Raw genomic sequence first — 17848 nt, forward strand, 5'->3', positions numbered from 1 at the left:
CGTGCCGAGGGCGCCCGAGGGCGTCCCGGTGCGCGGGACACGCACCGGGACGCCCGGTCTGGCGGCGCGTCAGCCCACCCGCCCGTACAGGACGCTGTGGCTCCAGATCCGCTCCAGGCGGACCACCGTGCCGGCCTTGGGGGAGTGCCAGATCCTGCCGTTCCCGGCGTAGATCCCCACGTGGTACACCCGGCCTCCCGAGTGGAAGAACACCAGGTCCCCGGCCTTGCGGGACGAGGCCGAGACATGCCGGGAGCCGTTGTACTGCTGCTGGGCGGTGCGGGGCAGCTTGCGGCCCGCCTGCTTGAACGAGTAGAGCGTGAGCCCCGAGCAGTCGAACCGGTACGGGCCCGTGGCGCCGAACTGGTAGGGCGATCCCTTCTTCGACGCGGCCACGTGGAGCGCCCTGGTGGCCACGGCGGCGGCGTTCGCCTCGGGCGTGCTGCCCGGTGCCAGCGTCATCGCGCCCGTCACGGCGAGGGTGAGGGCACAGACGGTGCCGAGGCGGACCGCCAGCGACGAGACGTGTGTGTGCGCGGTCATGCGCAACCCTTCGTCAAACCGCCTGCGAAGGATGACCTGTCGGGTTCGGACTGGCGAAGACGCCCGGCCGCGCATGCGGCTTCACCCCGAGGGACGGCCGGGGTACGGCCCTCCCGAAGTACTCGGGTCCTCCACTCCTGCCGGTCCACTCTTGTCGACCAGTCGTCCGGAACGGCGGCAGGACTCGGCGTCCGCCCGGACCGCCCCGCCGCGGTGGCGGGGGCTTGTCGTCCTAGGGATCTTCACGCACCGACTGTCGGATTTACGGCCCGAAACGGCTTTGTGTGAGGGTGCTCACGACTGCCTGGTTCGGGTGGACAGGGGCCGTTCGGCGCTACTGCAAATGGGGCTGACGAGCCCTGTACCAGCAACGGAAGGATCGATTCAGCAGATTGTCCACGGCCCGTAAGCAACTCATAAGGGCCGGCGAAAGTAGCCGCCGGTGGGCCGAACGGGGGTAGCCCGTCTGGTGCGTTTCGTCGGCCCTATGAGCGCGTCGGGTATCCCTCGCGGTTCCGGGTGCACTCACCCCGTCGTCTGCGGGGGCACCGTGAGCCGCCCCGCGCGGCGCTCGCCGTCCAGGATCCGCAGCGCCCGCGTCAGCGTCTGCGCGTGTACATGGGCCTCCCCGCGCTGGTGCATCAGCGTCAGGGCCTCCTTCAGCGCGGCCGCCCGGCCGACCAGGGCCTGGGCGGCCCTGAGGGCGGCGTACGTGTCGTGGCCGTGCGCCGGATTGATCCGGCCGAGCAGGTCGACCACTTCGAGGTAGGAGTCGATGAATTCGGCCTCGGCGCGCGTCAGCGCGGGCAGCGGCGGCAGTTCCGGTGGCAGCACGGCGGTTCACCTCCCGCGCAGCGACGTCTTGCGGCTTTCGAGTACGTGATCGGCGAGCCCGTACGCCACGGCGCCCGCGGCGTCGAAGACCACGTCCCGCTCGATGTCGGCGGTCACCTGCTCCGGGGTCCTTCCCGTGTGCCGAGCGAGGAGTTCGGTCAACAGCACGCGCCCACGCAGGATTTCGGCCGCCTGGATCTCCAGATCGGACGGCTGCCCCTGCACCGCCTCCTCGATGGCCGGCTGCTGGAGGAGCACCCGGGAGCCGGGCTGTACGGCGCGCTTTCCGGGCGCGCCGGCCGCGAGCAGCAGCGCGGCCACCGAGCTCGCCTGGCCCAGGCAGAAAGTCTGCACATCGCAGGTGACGAACTGCATCGTGTCGTGGATCGCAGCCATCGCGGTGAGTGAGCCGCCGGGGGAGTTGATGTAGAGCGAGATGTCCCGGTCCGGGTCCGCGTGCTCCAGGTGCATGAACTGGGCCATCACGTCGTTGGCCGAAGCGTCGTCGACCGGGGTGCCGAGAAAGATGATCCGCTCCTCGAAGAGCTTGGAGTACGGATCGAGCGTGCGGATGCCCGAGGCGGTGCGCTCCTGGAACTCGGGCAGCACGTAGCGGGCGGCAGGGCGGTGGTTCATGACATACCTCTCCTCGACCGGAGGCTCCGAAGACCTCTGTAAAAAATGTACAGGACGTACAGAACCATGGTGAGGTGTTGTCCGGAGATCGCGGAGAAGTGGCAGGTCAAAGGGTGTTTCGCTGTCGGCGAGTGGGCGGTTTTGGCCGCCGAGGGCGGCGGGCCTTGGCTCAATAGGCCCTCTCCCGGCGATCTCCGCGGGTGGCTAGCGTGCGTCGGCGCGGGGGTCACCTGGGGAGAGGGCTCACTGAAGTGTTCTATTTCGCATTCCGTCTCGTGGTGCTGGTGCCGCTGCTGCGGTGGCTGTTCCGCCCGTGCGTCGAAGGGGCCGGGCGAGTACCCGAGGCAGGTGCGGTGATCCTCGCGGGGAATCACCAGTCGTTCACCGACCAGTTCCTGCTGGGCGTGACGCTCAGGCGCCGCCTCACCTTCCTGGCCAAGCAGGAGTACTTCACCGCGCCGGGCCTCAGGGGCCGGGCGACCGCGGCGTTCTTCCGTGCGCTCGGCCAGATCCCGGTCGACCGCTCCGGCAAGGACGCGGCACAGTCGGCGCTCGACACCGCGCTCCAGGTCCTGGGCGACGGAGGGGTGTTGGGGGTCTTCCCCGAAGGGACGCGGTCGCACGACGGGCGGCTGTACAAGGGCAAGGTCGGGGTCGCGGCGATGGCGTTACGGTCCGGCGCCCCGGTCGTCCCGGTCGCGATGATCGGGACGTTCGAGGCGCAGCCGAAGGGCCGCCGACTGCCCCGGCGCGTGCCGATCACCCTCCGCTTCGGCGAACCCCTGGACTTCTCGCGCTACGCCGGGATGGAGAACGAGCGCCTGGTGCTGCGAGCCGTCACGGACGAGATCATGTACGCGGTGCAGAAGCTGTCGGAGCAGGAGTACGTGGACGTGTACGCGGCCGAGGCCCGCACGGCCTGGGAAGCGGCCGCCGCGGCCGCCTGACCCGTTCGCGCACGGCACGGCGGGGCCCTGTCCGGGACGCACCTCCACGGCCGGGGCCCCTTCGCGGACCGAGCCCGCCGCACCCCTGTGACCTGCGCGGCTGCCGTTTCTCGCGGACCCAACGGCGCAGGTGGGCGGAGTCTAAGCTGGGTGCATGGCCTACGAGATTCCGGTGACGCAAGCCCGCGCAGAGCTCGCGGAGCTGATCAACCGCGTTGTGTACGGCGGGGAGCGGGTCGTGGTGACGCGCCACGGGAAGCCGCTCGTCGCCCTGGTCTCCGCCGCTGACCTGGCGAAACTGGAGTCCGAGCAGGAGCAGGAGCCGCAGCAGGAGCAGGAGGAGCAGGCGACCAGCTCCGTCTCGTTCGTGCACCCCCTGCCGAGGTCCGCCCCCGCGGAGCCCCGGCGCTTCGGGATCGCCGCGGAACACCGAGGTCCGCGCATCGGCGACTGAGGGCCAACGCACGCGTCGCGGTGTGAGTGTCCCATGCACCGATCTGCCCCGCCGAGGCGCCCCCTCGCTGATCATGGGTTCTTAAAGCGCCAGTTAACGCGCTGGAAAAACTTCCGCTCTAACGTGCAATGCCTGGCCAAGGGGCCCGGAGATGGCGCTCAACAGGATGTTGAAGTCGGATACGGTTCCGCTGCGTTCGGGCGGAGAACACCTGTCCGGTCGGTCTCCGCCCTCGACGCCAGCTGGGTCCGTCCATGGCTGTCCGTGGGCGGAAGGGCACGACTGTGAGGTGGGAAGCGTGCAACTGACGCCGCACGAGCAGGAACGGCTGCTCATCCATGTAGCCGCGGATGTCGCAGAGAAGCGCAGGGCCCGCGGGGTGAAGCTCAACCATCCCGAGTCCGTCGCGCTCATCACCTCGCACATCCTCGAAGGCGCCCGCGACGGTCGCACCGTCGCCGAACTCATGGCGTCCGGGCGGAAGTTGATCACCCGTGACGAGGTCATGCCCGGCATCCCGGAGATGATCCACGACGTCCAGGTCGAGGCGACCTTCCCGGACGGCACCAAGCTCGTCACCGTCCACGAACCGATCGCCTGACGGGGGAGCGCCGCCGTGATTCCCGGAGAGATCCTCTTCGCCGAGGACCCCATCGCGCTCAACGAGGGCCGTGAGGTCGTGCGGCTGACCGTCCTCAACGCCGCCGACCGGCCCGTCCAGGTCGGCTCCCACTACCACTTCGCCGAGGCCAACCCCGGCCTCGACTTCGACCGTACGGTTGCCCGGGGCAAGCGACTCAACATCGCCGCGGGCACCGCCGTCCGCTTCGAACCCGGCATTCCCGTCGACGTAGAACTCGTCCCCCTGACCGGCCGGCGCATCGTGCCGGGGCTGCGCGGCGAGACCGGAGGTTCCCTCGATGACTGACCTCGACCGCGCCGTGTACGCCGACCTGTTCGGCCCCACCACCGGCGACCGCATCCGGCTCGCCGACACCGATCTCCTGGTCGAGATCGAGGAGGACCGCTCGGGCGGGCCCGGGCGCTCGGGCGACGAGGCGGTGTTCGGCGGCGGCAAGGTGATCCGCGAGTCCATGGGGCAGGCGCGGACCACGCGAGCCGAAGGCGCGCCCGACACCGTTGTCACCGGGGCCGTGATCATCGACCACTGGGGCATCGTCAAGGCGGACATCGGCATCCGCGACGGGCGGATCACCGGGATCGGCAAGGCGGGCAACCCGGACACCATGGACGGCGTCCACCCCGAACTCGTCATCGGCCCCGAGACCGAGATCATCGCGGGCAACGGGAAGATCCTCACCGCGGGAGCCGTCGACACCCACGTCCACTTCATCTCGCCCACGCTCATCGACCAGGCGCTCTCCTCCGGCATCACCACGCTGGTCGGCGGCGGCACGGGACCCGCCGAGGGCACCAAGGCCACCACCATCACGCCGGGCCCCTGGCATCTGGCCCGCATGTTCGCCGCGCTGGAGAACGCGCCCGTCAACATCGGGCTGCTCGGCAAGGGCAACACCACGTCCCGCGAGGCCATGTACTCCCAGCTGCGCGGCGGCGCCCTCGGATTCAAGATCCACGAGGACTGGGGTGCCACCCCCGCCGTGATCGACGCCTGCCTCGGCGTCTGCGACGAGACGGGCGCCCAACTCGCCATCCACACCGACACGTTGAACGAGGCGGGCTTCGTCGGCGACACCCTCGCCGCCATCGCGGGCCGCTCGATCCACGCGTACCACACCGAAGGCGCGGGCGGCGGGCACGCGCCCGACATCATCACCGTGGTCTCGCAGCCCAACGTGCTGCCCAGCTCCACCAACCCGACCCGGCCGCACACCGTCAACACCATCGAGGAACACCTCGACATGCTGATGGTGTGCCACCACCTCAACCCGGCCGTGCCGGAGGACCTCGCGTTCGCCGAGTCCCGGATCCGGCCCTCGACGATCGCGGCCGAGGACTTCCTGCACGACCTCGGCGCCATCTCGATCATCTCCTCCGACTCCCAGGCGATGGGCCGCATCGGCGAAGTCGTGCTGCGTACGTGGCAGACGGCGCACGTCATGAAGGTCCGGCGGGGCGCGCTGGCCGGGGACGGGCACGCCGACAACCACCGGGTGCGGCGCTACGTCGCCAAGTACACGATCAACCCGGCCGTCGCCCAGGGCCTCGACCACGAGATCGGATCGGTGGAGAGCGGCAAGCTCGCCGACCTCGTGCTGTGGGAGCCCGCGTTCTTCGGGGTCAAGCCGCAGCTCGTCATCAAGGGCGGCCAGATCGCCTACGCGCAGATGGGCGACGCGAACGCGTCGATCCCCACCCCGCAGCCGATCCTGCCGCGCCCCATGTTCGGCGCGTACGGCAAGGCGCCCGCCGCCAACTCCCTCAACTTCGTGTCCCAGGCCGCGCTGGAGGACGACCTCCCCGAGCGGCTCGGCCTGGACAAGCGGTTCGTGGCCATCAAGAACACCCGCCGGGTGGGCAAGGCGGACATGCGCGAGAACGACGCGCTGCCGGACGTCAAGGTCGACCCCGACACGTTCACGGTGACCATCGACGGTGATGTGGTGGACCCGGCGCCGGCTGCCGAACTGCCCATGGCCCAGCGCTACTTCCTCTTCTGACGGGCCGTCACCACATGAGCCGCGCAGCCCTGCTCGTCCTCGCCGACGGCCGTTTCCCCGCCGGCGGCCACGCCCACTCCGGCGGCGCCGAACCGGCCGTCAAGACGGGACGCATCCGTAACGCCGCCGACCTCGCGGAGTTCTGCCGGGGCCGGCTGCACACCGCCGGCCTCACCTCGGCCGCGCTCGCCGCCGCGGCCGCCGCGGGTCTCGACCCGCTCGCCCTGGACGAGGCCGCCGACGCCCGCACCCCGTCCCCGGCCCTGCGGGCCACCGCCCGCAAGCTCGGCCGCCAGATGATGCGGGCGGCCCGGGCGACCTGGCCGTCCGCCGAACTCGACGCGCTGGCCGCCGCCCGGCCGCGCGGCGTTCACCAGCCGATCGTGCTCGGCCTCGCCGCCCGCGCGGCGGGGCTCGGTCCCGAAGACGCGGCGCACTGCGTGGCGTACGAGGTGGTGAGCGGGCCGGCCACGGCCGTCGTACGGCTGCTGAGCCTCGACCCGTTCGACGCGACGGCCGTCCTCGCCCGGCTCGCGCCGGACCTCGACGCGGTGGCTCGGCGGGCCGCTGTCGCCGCCACGGAGGCGGTGCTCGACGGGCTGGACGCGTTGCCCGCGGCGTCCGCTCCGCTCCTGGACGTCATGGCCGAGGCGCACGCGGCTTGGCCGGTGCGGCTGTTCGCGTCGTAGGAAGGTGCGGCACCGCTGCCCGGGGGCTTTGCCCCCAGACCCCCGTTCGCACCTTGAGGGCGCTCGCCCTCGAACGCCGGACGGGGCCGAAAGGGGTTCCCCCCCCCACACAACACACAACCTGGAGAGCCACATGCACCTCGACCACTCCCACGAAGGCCCCGCCGCCATCAGTGCCGACGCCCACCGACCCGACGGCACCCGGCGGGCCCTGCGCGTCGGGCTCGGGGGGCCCGTCGGGTCCGGGAAGACCGCCACCGTCGCCGCGCTCTGCCGCGCCCTGCGCGACCAGCTCTCCATCGCCGTCGTCACCAATGACATCTACACCCGCGAGGACGCCGCCTTCCTGCTGCGCAACGCCGTGCTGCCGCCCGAGCGGATCCAGGCCGTCGAGACCGGGGCCTGTCCGCACACCGCCATCCGCGACGACATCTCCGCCAACCTCGAAGCCGTCGAGGACCTGGAGGACGCGGTCGGGCCGCTCGACCTGATCCTCGTCGAGTCCGGCGGCGACAACCTCACCGCCACCTTCTCCAAGGGCCTGGTCGACGCCCAGATCTTCGTCATCGACGTGGCGGGCGGGGACGACATCCCGCGCAAGGGCGGACCGGGCGTCACCACCGCCGACCTGCTCGTCGTCAACAAGACCGACCTCGCGCCGTATGTCGGGTCCGACCTCGGGCGGATGGCCCGCGACGCCAAGGAGCAGCGGGCCGAACTCCCCGTCGTCTTCCAGTCGTTGCGGTCCGACGAGGGCGTCGACCAGGTCGCCGGCTGGGTGCGGGAGCAGCTCGCGGCATGGGCGGCCTGACCCTCGGCGCGCCGGGGGTGCGCGCCACCGCCCGCATCGTCGCCACCCCCGAAGGCCTGCCCGTACTGGAAGGGGAGGGGCCGCTCGCGCTGCGCCGCACCCGGGCGCGCGGCCCGTACCACCGGGTCACCGTCGTGGGCGCGATGAGCGCCCCGCTCGGCGGCGACCGGATCGCCGTCGAGGCCGAGGTGCGCGACGGAGCGCGGCTCGACGTCGACTCGGCCGCCGCCACCATCGCGCTGCCCGGCCGCGACGGCGAGCGGGCGCACTACGACGTACGCCTCGCCGTGGGCGAGTCCGCCGAGCTGCGCTGGCTTCCCGAGCAGCTCATCTCGGCGCACGGCAGCGACCTCGCGATGCGCACCCGGATCGACCTCGCGGCCGGAGCCCGCCTCGTGTTCCGCGAGGAACAGGTGCTCGGCCGCCACGGCGAGGCCCCCGGCACCCTCGCCACCCGCCTCACCGTGCACCGCGCCGGCCGCCCGCTGCTCGACCAGGAGCTGGCGTACGGGCCGGGCGCACCCGGTGGCTGGGACGGGGGAGCGGTGCTCGGCGGGCACCGGGCAGCGGGCCAACTGCTCGTCGTGGCACCGGAGTTCACCGATCGACCGGCCGAGACCAGGATGCTCGGCGAGAGCGCCGTGCTCACCCCGCTCGCCGGGCCGGGCTTCCTCGTGACGGCGGTGGCCGCGGACGCCCGGCTGCTGCGCCGGACCCTCGACGACGTACTGCACACGCACCTCGCGACACGCTGACCGCTCAGCGGAACACCACGCACCGGCTATCGGTTCGGTAAAAAAACACCTGTACGGCCTGTGCACAGTGGCCTCACAGACGAAAGGATCCCCCGACAGGCCCAAATGGCGCGCTGAGACTGACAGCGCACTTCAGCAGGGGGAGGTACCACTTGAGACGCACCGCAGTGCTCGGCTCGGCCGGCACACTGATCGCGGGCACGCTGATGGTGGGCGCGATAGCGGCTCCGGTCGCCAACGCCGACAACCGCGACCACGGTTGGTCCGAGGCGCGTGGCGCGCAGGTCGCCGCCGACAGGGCGGCCAAGCAGGGCATCAAATGGACGGACTGCCCCGCTGACTGGGCGATCGCCAAGCCCATTCAGTGCGGCTACGTGAGCGTCCCGCTCGACTACTCGCGGCCCAACGGCAAGCAGATCAAGCTCGCCGTCGACCGCATCGGCAACACCGGCACCAAGGCCGAGCGCCAGGGCGCCCTCGTCTACAACCCGGGCGGCCCCGGCGGCTCGGGCATGCAGTTCCCGACCCGGGTGACCAAGAAGAACCCGCTGTGGACGAACACCTCGAAGGCGTACGACTTCGTGGGCTTCGACCCGCGCGGCGTGGGCCACTCGACGCCGATCTCCTGTGTGGACCCGCAGGAGTACGCCAAGGCGCCGAAGGCCGACCCGGTGCCGAGCAGCGAGGCCGACAAGCGCGCCCAGCGCAAGCTCGCCGCCGAGTACGCGGACGGCTGTGCCGAGCGCAGCGGCTGGATGCTGCCGTACATGACCACGCCCAACACCGCCCGCGACATGGATGTCATCCGCGCCGCCCTCGGTGAGAAGAAGCTCAACTACCTGGGCGTCTCCTACGGCACCTACCTGGGCGCGGTCTACGGCACGCTGTTCCCCTCGCACGTCCGCCGCATGATCGTGGACAGCGTGGTCAACCCGGACCAGGACAACATCTGGTACCAGGCCAACCTGGAGCAGGACGTCGCCTTCCAGGCCCGCTGGAACGAGTGGGAGGACTGGGTCGCCAAGTACGACTCCAAGTTCCACCTCGGCACCACCCGGGCGCAGGTCGAGGCCCAGTGGCTGAAGCTGCGCGCCGACGCCAAGAAGAGCCCGCTCGACGGCAAGGTCGGTCCGGCCGAGCTGCTCGGGTACTTCCAGAAGGCCCCGTACTACGACTCGTACTGGGTGCCGGTCGCCAAGGCGCTCAGCGCGTACGCGGCGGGTGACATCAAGCCGGTCGTCGCCGCCTCCGCTCCCGACATGTCGGACATCGCGGGCAACATCGCCTCGGAGAACGGCAACGCGGTCTACACCGCCGTCGAGTGCGCGGACGCCAAGTGGCCCACCAGCTGGCGCAAGTGGGACCGCGACAACACCAAGCTGAACAAGGACTACCCGTTCCTGACCTGGTCCAACGCCTGGATGAACCTGCCGTGTGCCACCTGGTCCACCAAGCAGCAGAACCCGGTCGAGGTCAAGACGGGCAAGGGCCTCCCGCAGGTCCTGATCGTGCAGTCCACCAATGACGCCGCCACCCCGTTCCAGGGCGCCGTCGAGCTGCACAAGGCCTTCAAGAACTCGCGCCTCATCATCGAGAAGGGCGCCGGTTCGCACGGTGTGACCGGTCTCGTCAACCCGTGCATCAATTCGCGCGTGGACGACTACCTGCTCACCGGCAAGACCGACAAGGCGGACTACACCTGCACTCCGCACGCAACTCCCGTGCCGTAGGCGTTAGTTGAGCCGAGGGGGCGGCCGGAGATTCTCCGGCCGCCCCCTTTGCCTTCATGTCCTACGCCCGCCCGGCCAGCCAGGCGTCCTCGGCCGCGTAGTCGAACAGGCCCACGGCCGCGTAGTTCTTGGCCATCTTCGGGAACGCCTCGCTCCACTCCCGGCCCTTCAGCTGCCCGGCCAGCCACTCGACCGTGGCGGGCAGCGACTCCACGTACCCGGTCACCGGCCGGTAGCCCAGCTCCCGCTCGGCCGCGCCCATGTCGTAGACGATCGGATGCGGGGTGCTCCACGGCGTGATGCCTACCGTGCCCTGCGGCGCGCCCTCCACCAGGACGAGCTCGCTGCGCGCCCCGAGGATCTCGTCGACGGCCGCGCTGATCTCGGCGACCGTCGGGGCTTCGCCGTCCGCCGCGTTGAGGACCCGGTCGCCGGGCCTGTCCGCGGCAAGCCGGATCAGCTCCGCGATGTTGGAGACGTGCGCCGGATGGAACCGGCTCTCCCCGTTGTACGCGAGCACCCGCACCGGCCGCCCGTCCAACGCCCGCTTCACGAAGTGCAGTTCACGCGGCGTCTGGCAGTACGGCCCGTGGACCGCCCCCGCGCGCAGCAGCGTCGAGGGGATCGACGAGCCGAGCAGCTCCTGCTCAAGGGCCACCTTCCGGGTGCCGTACGTCGCCTCGCCGGGAGCCACGGTGGCCAGCGACTCCGGGATCGGGACCGGGTAGCACGGCGACCCGTCGGGCTCGCCCTGGGTGTCGAAGCCGCGCCCCTCGTCGTCCTCGTACACCGCGCCGCTGGAAATCACCACCGCGGAGCCGATGTGGTCGCCGAGCCCCGCCAGCTGCCGGGCGTGGTCCTGCCCGTACGCGACCATGTCGACCAGTACGTCGACGCCGTCCCCGAGTGCGGCGGCGAGGGCCGCGTCGTCCTCGCGGTCGAGGCGCACCCGCTGTACGTTCCCCGGCCAGGCGGCGTCCCCGCCGCCTCCTCGTGACGCGGCCCGCACCTCCCAGCCATCCTCGGCGAGCGCGCGCACGGCGGCCCGCCCGATCTGTCCGGTAGCTCCGATGACGAATGCAGTTCCCTTGGCCATGGCCCGGACGCTACGCCCGCGCCGATCAAGGCGGCCAGGGCGTTTCGCCCTGCGCGGATCCGCCCAGGGCCGAGCGGTCCGGGGAACTTCCGGACACGGCCTCTCAGCTGATGATGCCCCGGAACCTGCGCGACTCCTCGGCCTTCACGTCGGCCGCGTACCGGTCCACGTACTCCTGGCCCGACAACTCCATGACCTTGTACATGATCTCGTCGGTGACCGCCCGCAGGATGGCCTTCTCGCCCTCCATCCCCTCGTACCGCGAGAAGTCCAGCGGCTCGCCGAAGCGGATCGACACCCGCTTGATCTTCGGTACGACCTGGCCGGGCGGCTGGATCTCGAAGGTGCCGACCATCGCGCACGGGATCACCGGAACTCCGCCCCGGATGGCCATCACCGCGACGCCGACCTTGCCCTTGTACAGCTTGCCGTCGTGCGAGCGGGTGCCCTCCGGGTAGATGCCGAGCAGCTCGTCCTTGGCGAGCACCCCGAGCCCCTCCCGGATCGCGGCCTGCCCCGCCTCCTTGCCGGACCGGTCCACCGGGATCTGGCCGATGGCCCGGAAGAACGCGGCGGTCAGCCGACCCTTGATACCGGGCCCCGTGAAGTACTCCTGCTTGGCGAGGAAGGTGATGCGCCGCTTCAGCATCACCGGCATCAGGAAATGGTCGGAGAAGGAGAGGTGGTTTCCCGCGACGATCGCCGCGCCCTCCTCGGGAATGTGCTCAAGTCCTTCCAGTCTCGGCCGGAACAGCAGTCTCAACAGGGGCCCCAGGACTGCGTATTTGAGGATGTAGTAGAGCACCCGCAAGCTCCTCACCATGCAGAAGGGGGGCCAGTGTAGGGGGAGGTCCCCGCCCCTGTAACCACCGGAGACGGGCCTGACGGCGGATCGATCAATCGATCATTTGTGCGCGAGTTCTTGAGCGAACGAAGTGCGAAGAGTAGAAACCGTTCACGTCACCGCGTGAACCCCTCCCTCCCCTTCCCTCCCACTCCTCGGGCTGGAGTCCCCATGACAACTCCCTGGTCCCGCCGTGCCTTTCTGTATGCCACGGGCTCCTCGGCCCTCGCCCTGGGGATCGCCGGGGCCCCGCGGGCCGAAGCCGCCGACGCCTACGACGCGCTGCGCGCCACCTGGCGGACGCTGATCCTCGGCACCGGCTTCAGCCCCACCGCCGAACCGTTCAAGTCCAGGCTCGCCGACCTCGGCTCCGCCGCCTCGGCCCTGCTCTCGACGATGGCCCCGGTGAGCGGATCCCTGTGGCCCGACGCCGTCTACGCCGACCCGGACCCGGACACCGACCAGGAGTCGTACGGCTACTCGGCCCGCATGAACGACAGCTACTCCCGGCTGCGCACCATGGCCGAGGCCTACAGCCGGCCGGGCACCGGAGTCACCGGCGACAGCGCCCTCGCCACCGCCATAGCCACCGGCCTCGACCACCTCCACAGCGACGTCTACAACGAGGGCCGGGCCGCCTACGGCAACTGGTACAACTGGCAGATCGGCGCCCCGCAGGCCCTGCTCGACAGCAGCGTCCTGCTGTACGACCATCTTTCGTCGGCCCAACTGGCCAGCTATCTCACGGCAGTTGACCACTTCGTGCCGGACAGCGCCGTCTCCGTCTACTCCGGTACGAGCACCGGAGCCAACCGCGTCGACCTGTGCCGGGTGCTCGCGCTGCGCGGAGTGCTCGGCAAGAGCTCGGCGAAGCTCTCCCTGGCCGCGAACGCGCTCTCGCCGGTCTTCCCGTACGTGGCCTCGGGAGACGGGCTCTACGCCGACGGCTCCTTCATCCAGCACACCTATGTGCCGTACACCGCCTCCTACGGGTCGGTGATGCTCGGCGGCCTCGGCATGCTGTTCGCCCTGCTCGCCGGCTCCGCCTGGCAGGTCACGGACCCGGCCCGGCAGATCGTCTTCGACGCGGTCGAGAACGCCTGGGCGCCCTTCCTCTACAACGGCCTCGCCCTGGACGGCGTCGCGGGCCGCGCCATCAGCCGGGGGATCTCCGCCGCGGGCGGCCCTCAGCAGGACGACCATGCGCGCGGCCACTCGATCCTCGCCTCGATCGTGCTGCTCGGGCAGGGTGCCAGTAGCGCCGAGAACGCCCGCTGGCGCGGGCTCGTCAAAGGCTGGACGCAGCGCGACTACTACAGCCCGCCGCTGGACGACGGCTTCCTGAACATCTCAAGTCTCGCCCGCATCAAGGGAGTTCAGGACGACAGTACGGTGTCCGCGATCGCCGAACCCGTCGGCCACCGCCTCTTCACGCACATGGCCCGTGCCACCCACCGCCGGCCCACCTGGGCCGCCGCCATCAGCATGGCCGACAAGCGGATCACGTACTACGAGACCGGCAACGGCGAGAACCTGCACGGCTGGCACACCGGGTCCGGAATGCTCTACTGGTGGGGCGACACCTATGCGAACGGCCAGTACAGCGACGCCTTCTGGCCCACCGTGGACCCGTACCGGCTGCCCGGCACCACGGCCTCGCGCAAGGCCCTCGCGGATGCGGCGGGCGGTGACTGGGGAGCGTCCAGACCGGACGTGAACTGGGTGGGCGGCGCGACCGACGGGCAGCGGGCCTCGATCGGCCAGTACCTCAAGGGCCTGGGAAGCACCCTGCTCGCGAAGAAGTCCTGGTTCTGCCTCGATGACGCCATCGTGTGCCTGGGCGCGGGCATCTCGTGCACGGACGGCACGGCCGTCGAGTCGACCGTCGACAACCGCAACCTCGGGCCGACCGGAAGCGCCGCCCTCACCGTCGACGGGACCGTGCAGCCGCTCGCCCACCCCTGGTCGGCGACCCTGACCGGCGCCTCCTGGGCCCACCTCGCGGGCCACGGCGGCTACGTCTTCCCCGGCCGGGCGACCGTACAGGCCAGGCGCGAGGAGCGTACCGGCCGCTGGAGCGACATCAACAAGGGCAGCTCGACGACGCCGATCAGCCGCCGCTACCTCACCCTGTGGGCCGACCACGGCACGAACCCGTCCGGCGCCGGATACTCCTACGTGCTGATGCCGAGCGCATCAGCCGCCCAGACCGCCGCCCGCGCCGCCGACACCGGCTGGCTGAGCGTGCTGGCCAACACCGACAACCAGCAGGGCGTCCAGGTGCCCTCGCTCGGCTTCACCGGGGTCAACTTCTGGTTCGGCGGCACCGTCGGCGCGCTCACCGCCAGCGCGCCGTGCGCCGTGATGATCGGCGAGCGGAGCGACGGCACCGCGGTGATCTGCGTCAGCGACCCCATGCGGATGCAGACCTCGCTGACCCTCACCTGGAGACGGGCCGTCGCCTCGGTGACCTCCCGCCCGGCCACCGTCACCGGCGCCACCACGGGCTCGTCCCTGACCCTCACCTTCGGCGACCTCAGCGGCACCGGGGGAGCCACGCAGCAGACCACCGTCAGGCTCGGCTGACCGGGCTCACGTGCTGCGCGACGTCGCGGCCGTCCCGATCGCGGTGAGCCCGAGCACCACCCAGCCGAACCACAGCCAGCCGCTGCTGCCGAGCGCCACCGTGTACGCAGTGATCACCACCAGCATCACGAGGGTGAGCACCATCATCGACTTCGTCGAACGGGGCATAGCGTCCCCTTCCTCCCGGCGGGCGCCGTGAAGACCATGGTCTCTCCGGGAGGGGCCGCCGCGCTACTGCCCGCGCGTGTTCAGTGAGGCGAGATAGGCGTTGTAGGCCTGAAGTTCCTTGTCGCCGTTGCGGTCGGCGGCCCGGTCGGTGCGGCGCGCGTGCCGCTTCTCGGTGGCGTACCACTGGAAGACGAGCGCGATCAGGACGAGCACCGAGGGGATCTCGCTGAACGCCCAGGCGATGCCGCCACCGGCCTGCTGGTCGGTGAGCGCGTCGATGCCGAGCGAGGCCGGCGGGTTCTTGTACGTGCCGATCATGGGCTCGCTGGCCATCATCAGGGCGATGCCGAAGAAGGCGTGGAAGGGCATGCCGGCGAAGAGCTCCAGCATCCGCATCACATAGCCGGGCCGGTGCGGGCCCGGGTCCACGCCCATGATCGGCCAGAAGAAGACCAGGCCGACCGCGAGGAAGTGGACCATCATCGCGATGTGCCCGGTCCTGGACTCCATCAGGAAGTCGAAGATCGGCGTGAAATAGAGCCCGTACAGGCTCGCGATGAAGAGCGGGATCGTGAAGGCCGGGTGCGTGATGATCTTCATGTACCGGCTGTGCAGCAGCATCAGGAGCAGCTCGCGCGGGCCCTTGCGGCCGCGCGGGGCGACCGGCAGCGCGCGCAGCGCGAGCGTGACCGGCGCGCCGAGCAGCAGCAGGATCGGCGACAGCATGCTGATCACCATGTGCTGCACCATGTGCACGCTGAACATGACCATGCCGTAGTCGTTCAGCTTGGTGCACATGACGAGCCCGATGGTCAGGACGCCCACGGTCCAGAAGATCATCCGGCTGACCGGCCAGCTGTCACCGCGCCGCCTGAGCCGGACCACACCCCACGCGTACAGGCCGAGCCCGAGGAGGCAGCCGATGAGGAAGAAGGGGTCCGCCGACCATTCGAGGCCCCGCGCCAGCGTGAACGGCGGCAGGTCCATGTTCATGTCCATGCCGTGCCCGCTGTGATCCATCCGCTGACTCCTGATTCGTACCGGTTGTCCCGCACCAGACTAGAACCGCCCCCGGCCGGTGATGCGGCCGGGGGCGGTTCATTGCGTACAAAACAATCCGGAAGCGGACGGTGCTGTGCGGCCGGGGGCTAGAGCACGCACTCCGCTTCGGCGTACCGCTCGGCCGGGACGGTCTTCAAGGTGGCCGTCGCCTCGGCGAGCGGGACCATCACGATGTCGGTGCCGCGCAGCGCTGTCAGCATCCCGAACTCGCCGCGGTGGGCGGCCTCGACCGCGTGCCAGCCGAAGCGGGTGGCGAGCACCCGGTCGTACGCGGTGGGCGTGCCGCCGCGCTGGACGTGGCCGAGGATGACCGGCCGGGCCTCCTTGTCCAGGCGCTGCTCCAGCTCGATGGAGAGCTGGCGGGCCACGCCCGCGAAGCGCTCGTGGCCGTAGACGTCCGTGCCGCCCACGTCGAACTGCATCGAGCCCTCGCGCGGTTTGGCGCCCTCGGCGACGACGACGATCGCGAACTTCTTGCCCGCCGAGAAGCGCCGGCCGACCAGCTCGGTCAGCTCGTCGATGTCGAAGGGGCGCTCGGGCACCACGATGGCGTGCGCACCGGCGGCCATGCCCGAGTGCAGTGCGATCCAGCCGGTGTGGCGGCCCATGACCTCGACGATCAGCACGCGCTGGTGCGATTCGGCGGTGGTCTTCAGACGGTCGAGGGCCTCGGTCGCCACTCCCACGGCGGTGTCGAAGCCGAAGGTGACGTCGGTCGAGGCGATGTCGTTGTCGATGGTCTTGGGCACGCCCACGATAGGGAGCCCCGCCTCGGAGAGCAGGGTCGCGGCCTTCAGGGTGCCCTCGCCGCCGATCGGGATGATCGCGTCGAGACCGAGCTCGGCGACGTGTCCCTTGGCGCGCTCGACGCCGTCGCGCAGATGCGCGGGCTGGACGCGGGAGGAGCCGAGGATGGTGCCGCCACGGGCGAGGATGCCGCCGACCGCGTCGAGGTCGAGCTTGCGGTAGTCGGCTTCGAGCAGGCCCCTCCAGCCGTCGTGGAAGCCGATGACCTCGTCGCCGTGGTCGACCACCGCGCGGTGCACGACGGATCGGATGACGGCGTTCAGGCCGGGGCAGTCGCCGCCGGAGGTGAGCACACCAATTCGCATTGCCCGGAGAACCTTTGCAACGTGGGCCGACGACCGGACCACGTCGTCCGGTTGGATCCCCGTCACCCTACCGGCGCAGGGTGACGGGGGCCGAATCGGAGGTCCGACTGATGGACGTGGTACGAACGTACGAACCGTCCACCAGCCGGACCGAGTTGCCCAAGGTGTCCGCTCTTGCCTGTTTCGAGCGTTACGCGGGCTGGGTCGCCGACGCGATGCGCTCGGCGCGCAGCGCCTCGTACCAGCGGTCGTCGGTCGGCGGCAGTGCGTTCACGTCGAGGGCCAGCTTCAGGAGCATGTCCGCGATCTGCGGATTGCGCGCGAGGACCGGGCCGTGCATGTACGTACCGAACACGGTGTCGTTGTACGCGCCCTCGGTGCCGTCTCCCGTGCCGTTGCCCTTGCCCAGGCGGACCCGGGCGAACGGGCGGGCGGTCGGGCCGAGGTGGGTGACGCCCTGGTGGTTCTCGAAACCGGTCAGCTGGGGCAGCCCGAGCCGCTCGTCGATGTCGCCGAGCACGTCGCCGACGCAGCGCTCGCCCTCGCCGCGCGTCGAGATCACGTCGAGCAGGCCGAGGCCCGGCTCGCGCTCGCCGAGGTCGTTGATGAACTCGTGGCCCAGGATCTGGTACCCGGCGCAGACCGAGAAGATGATCGCGCCGTTGGACGCCGCCCGGCTCAGGCCGGTGTCGCGGCGCAGCCGCTCGGCCGCGAGCCGCTGCGGCCGGTCCTCGCCGCCGCCGATGAGGTAGATGTCACCGGAGGTCGGGATCGGCTGGTCGCTGCGGACGTCGAGCCGGTGCACGTCCAGGCCGCGCTGGCGCGCCCGGCGCTCCACGACCAGGGCGTTGCCCTGGTCGCCGTAGGTGCTCAGCAGGTCGGGGTAGACCCACACGAGGCGCAGGCTGTTGTCTGCCATGTCGCTTGCTTGCTCCTTCC

General features: G+C 70.6%; 19 protein-coding genes and 1 riboswitch. Of the genes, 10 read left to right on the plus strand and 9 right to left on the minus strand.

Going from position 1 to position 17848, the window contains the following annotated elements; translation table 11 throughout:
* Positions 1-69 precede the first annotated feature (69 nt).
* From OHA17_RS33630 to OHA17_RS33640, 3 genes are all read right to left on the minus strand, one after another.
* Positions 70-543 (minus strand): C40 family peptidase, encoded by a 474-nt coding sequence (locus OHA17_RS33630; protein ID WP_398877856.1) that lies wholly within the window; start codon positions 541-543, stop codon positions 70-72.
* Positions 544-546: 3 nt separating this feature from the next.
* A riboswitch (cyclic di-AMP (ydaO/yuaA leader) is annotated at positions 547-730 on the minus strand.
* Between the two features lie 338 nt (positions 731-1068).
* Positions 1069-1377, minus strand: coding sequence for a hypothetical protein (locus OHA17_RS33635; RefSeq protein ID WP_406509614.1), 309 nt, complete (start codon positions 1375-1377; stop codon positions 1069-1071).
* Positions 1378-1383: 6 nt separating this feature from the next.
* Positions 1384-2013 carry an ATP-dependent Clp protease proteolytic subunit gene (locus OHA17_RS33640; protein WP_398877860.1) on the minus strand — a complete coding sequence of 210 codons (630 nt, stop codon included), beginning with the start codon at positions 2011-2013 and terminating at the stop codon, positions 1384-1386.
* A 251-nt stretch (positions 2014-2264) separates the two neighbouring features.
* Between OHA17_RS33640 and OHA17_RS33645 the strand changes: the two genes are divergently transcribed.
* The 9 genes from OHA17_RS33645 to OHA17_RS33685 all read left to right on the plus strand — a co-directional run bounded on the left by OHA17_RS33645 (position 2265) and on the right by OHA17_RS33685 (position 10041).
* Entirely contained in the window at positions 2265-2960 is a 696-nt protein-coding gene (locus OHA17_RS33645; RefSeq protein WP_053724202.1) for a 1-acyl-sn-glycerol-3-phosphate acyltransferase, read from the plus strand.
* 154 nt (positions 2961-3114) lie between these two features.
* Positions 3115-3414 (plus strand): type II toxin-antitoxin system Phd/YefM family antitoxin, encoded by a 300-nt coding sequence (locus tag OHA17_RS33650; RefSeq protein WP_406509615.1) that lies wholly within the window; start codon positions 3115-3117, stop codon positions 3412-3414.
* Between the two features lie 298 nt (positions 3415-3712).
* Positions 3713-4015, plus strand: coding sequence for an urease subunit gamma (locus OHA17_RS33655; protein WP_406509616.1), 303 nt, complete (start codon positions 3713-3715; stop codon positions 4013-4015).
* A gap of 15 nt (positions 4016-4030) precedes the next feature.
* Entirely contained in the window at positions 4031-4342 is a 312-nt protein-coding gene (locus tag OHA17_RS33660) for an urease subunit beta (protein WP_053724199.1), read from the plus strand.
* Positions 4335-6056 carry an urease subunit alpha gene (locus OHA17_RS33665; protein WP_406509617.1) on the plus strand — a complete coding sequence of 574 codons (1722 nt, stop codon included), beginning with the start codon at positions 4335-4337 and terminating at the stop codon, positions 6054-6056. Before OHA17_RS33660 ends, OHA17_RS33665 begins: the two co-directional genes overlap by 8 nt.
* Before the next feature lie 14 nt (positions 6057-6070).
* Complete coding sequence (locus OHA17_RS33670; RefSeq protein ID WP_406509618.1) at positions 6071-6745, plus strand: urease accessory protein UreF; 675 nt, start codon at positions 6071-6073, stop codon at positions 6743-6745.
* Positions 6746-6878: 133 nt separating this feature from the next.
* Complete coding sequence (gene ureG / locus OHA17_RS33675; RefSeq protein ID WP_406509619.1) at positions 6879-7556, plus strand: urease accessory protein UreG; 678 nt, start codon at positions 6879-6881, stop codon at positions 7554-7556.
* Complete coding sequence (locus OHA17_RS33680) at positions 7544-8311, plus strand: urease accessory protein UreD (protein ID WP_398877873.1); 768 nt, start codon at positions 7544-7546, stop codon at positions 8309-8311. Before ureG ends, OHA17_RS33680 begins: the two co-directional genes overlap by 13 nt.
* Positions 8312-8517: 206 nt before the next feature.
* Positions 8518-10041 carry an alpha/beta hydrolase gene (locus tag OHA17_RS33685; protein WP_406510881.1) on the plus strand — a complete coding sequence of 508 codons (1524 nt, stop codon included), beginning with the start codon at positions 8518-8520 and terminating at the stop codon, positions 10039-10041.
* Between the two features lie 61 nt (positions 10042-10102).
* Here the strand turns inward: OHA17_RS33685 and OHA17_RS33690 are convergent, their stop codons facing one another.
* Both OHA17_RS33690 and OHA17_RS33695 read right to left on the minus strand, forming a co-directional pair.
* Positions 10103-11137, minus strand: a complete 1035-nt coding sequence (locus OHA17_RS33690) for an NAD-dependent epimerase/dehydratase family protein (protein WP_406509620.1) — start codon at positions 11135-11137, stop codon at positions 10103-10105.
* Between the two features lie 103 nt (positions 11138-11240).
* Positions 11241-11942: a 1-acyl-sn-glycerol-3-phosphate acyltransferase gene (locus OHA17_RS33695; RefSeq protein WP_053724192.1), complete on the minus strand. Its 702-nt coding sequence runs from the start codon at positions 11940-11942 to the stop codon at positions 11241-11243.
* Positions 11943-12152: 210 nt separating this feature from the next.
* Between OHA17_RS33695 and OHA17_RS33700 the strand changes: the two genes are divergently transcribed.
* Positions 12153-14567, plus strand: a complete 2415-nt coding sequence (locus OHA17_RS33700) for a polysaccharide lyase 8 family protein (protein ID WP_406509621.1) — start codon at positions 12153-12155, stop codon at positions 14565-14567.
* Positions 14568-14573: 6 nt separating this feature from the next.
* Here OHA17_RS33700 and OHA17_RS33705 read toward each other — a convergent pair whose 3' ends face one another.
* The 4 genes from OHA17_RS33705 to OHA17_RS33720 form a co-directional block, all read right to left on the minus strand.
* Complete coding sequence (locus tag OHA17_RS33705; protein ID WP_199826864.1) at positions 14574-14735, minus strand: hypothetical protein; 162 nt, start codon at positions 14733-14735, stop codon at positions 14574-14576.
* A gap of 63 nt (positions 14736-14798) precedes the next feature.
* Entirely contained in the window at positions 14799-15755 is a 957-nt protein-coding gene (locus OHA17_RS33710; RefSeq protein WP_406509622.1) for a cytochrome c oxidase assembly protein, read from the minus strand.
* A 128-nt stretch (positions 15756-15883) separates the two neighbouring features.
* The gene (locus OHA17_RS33715) at positions 15884-16909 is read right to left on the minus strand and encodes a 6-phosphofructokinase (protein WP_406509623.1); all 1026 of its coding nucleotides are present in this window, start codon (positions 16907-16909) and stop codon (positions 15884-15886) included.
* A gap of 190 nt (positions 16910-17099) precedes the next feature.
* Entirely contained in the window at positions 17100-17828 is a 729-nt protein-coding gene (locus OHA17_RS33720; protein ID WP_053724188.1) for a type 1 glutamine amidotransferase, read from the minus strand.
* Between the last annotated feature and the right edge of the window lie 20 nt (positions 17829-17848).

This window comes from Streptomyces sp. NBC_00212, from assembly GCF_045206365.1.
In the GTDB taxonomy this organism is placed as follows: domain Bacteria; phylum Actinomycetota; class Actinomycetes; order Streptomycetales; family Streptomycetaceae; genus Streptomyces.